3 protein-coding genes are annotated in these 4,884 nt (G+C 37.7%); all 3 read left to right on the forward strand.

All coding sequences use genetic code 11. The features are described 5' to 3' along the window. Window positions 1–458: 458 nt before the first annotated feature. The 3 genes from pepT (at window position 459) to SGJ10_01155 (ending at window position 4,695) form a co-directional block, all read left to right on the forward strand. Entirely contained in the window at window positions 459–1,715 is a 1,257-nt protein-coding gene (pepT, locus tag SGJ10_01145; GenBank protein MDZ4756729.1) for a peptidase T, read from the forward strand. A 14-nt stretch (window positions 1,716–1,729) separates the two neighbouring features. Beyond that, on the forward strand, window positions 1,730–2,620 hold the full coding sequence (locus SGJ10_01150; protein ID MDZ4756730.1) for a hypothetical protein: 891 nt from the start codon (window positions 1,730–1,732) through the stop codon (window positions 2,618–2,620). Between the two features lie 332 nt (window positions 2,621–2,952). Continuing rightward, window positions 2,953–4,695 (forward strand): hypothetical protein, encoded by a 1,743-nt coding sequence (locus tag SGJ10_01155; GenBank protein MDZ4756731.1) that lies wholly within the window; start codon window positions 2,953–2,955, stop codon window positions 4,693–4,695. Window positions 4,696–4,884 lie beyond the last annotated feature (189 nt).

Here is a 4,884-nt window from a genome sequence, read left to right on the forward strand (position 1 = left end):
ACGATGTCGCCAGTTGCGTGAATCCAACCGATGTGGTTGGATTCACGCAACTGGTGCTATTGGGGTAAGTGATGACAAAGCGGGTTTTCACGCAATGGGCGTTATATAGGGGGAGTGACGTTTAACCTTAGTTAGCACCAACAAGAGGGGCAACCAAGCGTGACGCCGGAATATAATATTTTGATTTTCAGTGACTTTGGCAGACCGTGGGCAGGCTTAGGCGGCAGGCAATTCAGGGCACCCGCCCTTATAGGTTGTTCCTCGATCTTGGAAAATTTCCGCGCGGGATGTCGAATATAAAATATTGATTGTCAGCAAGTATTGATGGACGATGTTACGCTGCTGAGTCGGGTACCGGGTTGGCCAACCATAAAACAAGCGACGAAATGTGCCTTATATGCAACATAATCAATAACTTAATGCAACCATTCGCGCCATCGAATAAATAATTCTACATCATGTCAAAATCTACATTCCAGCACACTGTCAGGGAACGCTTTTTGCGTTATGTAACCATAGATACCGAGAGCGATCCTGAAAGCGCCACCTTTCCCAGTACCGAGAAACAAAAAGACCTCGGGAAAATACTTGTAGATGAACTTCTATCCATTGGAATCATTGACGCTCACCTTGATGAATATGGGTATGTATATGCCACAATCCCAGCTAATACTGATAAAAAAGTTCCTGTTGTCTGTTTTTGTTCACATATTGACACTTCGAACGATTGTTCAGGAACTGGAGTAAAGCCCATTGTACATGCAAATTATAAGGGGCAAGACTTGGTATTGCCAGATGATACCTCGGTGGTGATTCGTATGGCAGAACACGAAGAATTAAAAAATCAGATCGGCAATGACATCATCACAGCAAGTGGTACTACTTTGCTTGGCGCCGATAACAAAGCAGGTCTAGCGGCCATCGTGGATGCAGCCAAGATTTTGAGTGAAAATCAATATCTTAAGCATGGAAAAATCCGAATTTTGTTCACCCCGGATGAAGAAATCGGTCGAGGTGTGTATAAATTGGATATGAAAAAATTGGGTGCCAAGTTCGGGTATACGATTGACGGTGAAACGGCTGGAAGTATTGAAAATGAAACTTTTAGTGCCAACGGAGCGATTGTCACAATTCGTGGAGTATCTGCACACCCAGGCTATTCCAAAGGGAAAATGGAGAATGCATTAAAAATCGCTGCACGAATCGTAGCAAAATTCCCGGACAAACTAGGCCCGGAACATACTGAGGGTAGGCAAGGTTTTATTCACCCTGTAACTTTTGAAGGCAATGTTGAAAAGGCGACGATTAAGCTTATTATTCGAGATTTCACAGAATTAGGTTTAAACCGACACGGCAAAGTGCTCAAACGTATCGTGGACACTGTTTTAAAACTTTACCCGAACAGTCATGCGGAAGTTAAAATCACAGAGCAATATAGGAATATGGGTAAGGTGCTTCGTCGTCATCCTCAAGTAGTCGCCAATGCTTTAGAGGCACTCCATCGTGCTGGGTTCAAGCAACCAAAATTAAGTGCCATACGTGGCGGAACCGACGGCTCAAAGTTGTCATATATGGGCTTGCCCTGCCCCAACTTATTCGCTGGCGAACACGCTTTCCATTCTAAACAAGAATGGGTGTCTGTACAAGATATGGAAAAGGCAGCGGAGACGATTGTCCATTTATCCCAGGTTTGGGAGGAAAAGACCCTTAAATAATTAACTTATCAAATATGCTATCTGAAATATTGAATGCGGCTATTAAATTTTGGCCCGTGCTTTTTGGCGCTTTTTTGAGTGGAATAATTTCACTCTATGTTTATCTTAGATTTCAGAGCAGAATTCAATCAGCCGAAGCACGAAAGAGTAGAGCTATGGGCGATGTTTTCTTTTTGTATGAGGCAACACCCAAAATTTACCCAGCCAATGGTAAAAAATTCATCGAATTGGAGGTAAAGGTGTCGAATCAGTCATTGAGCAAACTTGCATTATTAGCAATTTTTGTAAGATTTAAGCCCATTATCAATACTTCCAAACAAAATAATTTTACATACACAGATTTTGACTCATTGAAAGAATTTGAAAACGAAGAAGAATTTGAACAGGAATGTTCATTGTTGCAAATAAGAAATATTGCATTTGCAAAAGGTTTTTTTTGGCAGACCTCAGTTAATGGTGTTTCAGTTAGGAGAGGATTTGATATAGTTAGCGACGAATTCTGTAAAAAATACCCCCTTGTAATGGCACAGATTATCATCTATGGTGCATCAATAAATTTGATTGATAAGACACATTACCCTAAATACCAAATTGGTAGACTGCGAACGAAATTATGTGATTATCTTGAACAAAAGAATTCAGAAGATTACAATTTTTTTAGCAGGATGGGGAAAGCGGGTTTCTTAAACAAGAAAAGCATGTTATTTAATAAGATTAGGAAAACGACACTGTTCACTTTATTGAAAAAAGTAAATATATTAAATATATTTGAAATAAACCAAGGTGAGCGTATTGTGATAAATAAGGATGGGAGTACAGATGTTGAAAATACTAGGAAATTCTTTCCTGTCTTGAGTTCGGTAATAAATTCTAACATAGAAAAGGTTATTGATTTGTCAGCATAATAATATAAATATAAAATCTCATAGTGTCCATTAGCGATAAATTGTACAATACATCAAAACTATACGACCCCAGCGAGCCTGCAAAGAGTGTGTAAAATAGTTGTAACTGGTTAGCCAGAGGCTATCCAGTTACCAAAATAATAAAGGTGCTAACTCTGCATGGTCTCACATGGCCGACTAAGCGCGGCCACGTAGCCCACGCTCACGTTCGCTGAAACCCAAAAAAAGAAAATACAACATATGCAACAAATATGGTGTCAAACTTTTCACAAAAAAATTTTTTATCCATGAAAAATCGAATTGCATTTTTCGCACTTATCCTTTGCATTCTTATGACTTCGTGTAACTGGTTTCAGAACCTTGTGGACACGAGTATAAAAAATATTACCCAAAATGAGTGTGGCATTTTAGTATTCAAAGACTCCACACACTTTCTATTGGTGTACAACATTTTAGAAAAGCAATTAGAGGACTATGAGAATTCTCCTGCAATTCAAAATAATACAGACGAGGAAAAACCATTGACAGATTTTGAAATACTTAAAAGCCATAGTTCATATAGAAAATCCATCCTTGACCAAGAGCAAACAGCGGAAAATAATGGTGTCGATTTATCAATAAATCCGATAAATGAAATTTTGGAAGATGATGTAATATTACAAACGCTTTTGAACAAAGACCGCTTTTTGATAATAGACAATACAGGATACTATTATTATGATGATTGCACTCTATACAAATTTCCAATTGGCATGGAATGCCAACGAACCATGCCAATTGCAATCAACTTTTTTGAAAAACTACAAACAAATCCATTAGAAAAGGCACCTTTTGTTTATGAAAAAATCGACATTTGCAATGATGAAGAAAACTATGCCTCATTAAAAAATGGAGACCCCTGTCAAACTATTAAGTTAGTAGTTTGCCCTCGAATAGGGGTTTGCAACCCCGAAGCAGTAAATTTCATCATCATTTTCCCTCAAATCAATAACTCAATCTATACTCATATAAATCCCACAAGTACATCATGTAATTATACAGTTAGTTCACCATTACTTAACCCAACAACTTCGCTTTTGGCCTTTAATACTTATCAAAACCCAATTTCAAGTAATTTTTGTAGTTTATCTTCAGGCGAATATGGATATGTGGCTCAATATAATTTTTTGCCTTATTCCAGTCCGTCTTCAAATAATATCTATCATATAAAAATTGAAGCAGAGTTTTCTTACCCCGAGAATGGGCAAATCAAAACTTGTACGCAAGTTTTTGAAACGGATTATACTATGCCGCCTCCATGCCCAATAAATTACAATGTATCTATCGGTTCCACAGTGATAGTAACCGCAAATAATCCTTGCGGAACTCAGCAAGGAAGTTATACTTTCACTCCTCTAACCCCATCTGGTTTTGCATCACCTAGTATTATTTCAACAACTCCCAATTCAATAGAATTAGAGTATCCATGTTCTGGAGAAAAAGAATTACAAATTGACTACAATTATAATGGTTGTCAAAATAGTATAATAATCAAATTTGATGTCATTAAATCTGGTTTTTGCTGTTATCCCAGTAGTCAAAGGAATTTGATTAATAACAACAATTACAGAATAAATTGTACAACTCCTTATTATTTGCAAAATAACTTATATAAGTTGAGAGTGACCTTAAAAGAAAGAAAAAGCAAATTGTCAGTAGTTGTAAGAAGTTTTAAGAAGAACAACCAAAATAAATACAAAAAATACAGAACTGATATAGAGTATGACATTTGGGGTTCGGTGTATTATGGATTAAACCCATGCTACTGTTCACATAAGTGGGATATCCCATCGGGCTTCTATACTAAACACAACAAAAGCAAACTACGAACTCGTTATAAATTTTCTCAAGACAGAGGTGCCATAGAAAACCTACCTAGTGTACCAAATTTCAATTGGTTTAAGAAGAACTGGTCTAGACTTGAAGGTGACGAGTGGAAATTTACTTTTAGAACGTCCGAATTTCCATCTCCTGGTATACTTCCTAATACTACAATTGTAATTGATTGCAAGTCCACGAATTGTGCCCTAAAATAAATAGAAAAATCATCGAACAACGCATATACGCCCATGCCGCACAAAGCCCGCCCGCAAGGCTCGACGTGCGGCACGGGCGCATATGCCCACGTTCGCTGCAACTGAAACGAAAAAATAACTATGGAGAAAGAAGAAAAAGTAGCACATATAAATGGAAGGTACTTAGCACTGATTGCAATCATTGGTTTG

It is taken from the genome of Bacteroidota bacterium (assembly GCA_034439655.1).
Taxonomy (GTDB): domain Bacteria; phylum Bacteroidota; class Bacteroidia; order UKL13-3; family UKL13-3; genus CANJUD01.

Bases quoted from the DNA above. Each gene is read 5' to 3' on its own strand.
- pepT (MDZ4756729.1), top strand. From the start codon at position 459: ATGTCAAAATCTACATTCCAGCACACTGTCAGGGAACGCTTTTTGCGT.
- SGJ10_01150 (MDZ4756730.1), top strand. From the start codon at position 1,730: ATGCTATCTGAAATATTGAATGCGGCTATTAAATTTTGGCCCGTGCTT.
- SGJ10_01155 (MDZ4756731.1), top strand. From the start codon at position 2,953: ATGACTTCGTGTAACTGGTTTCAGAACCTTGTGGACACGAGTATAAAA.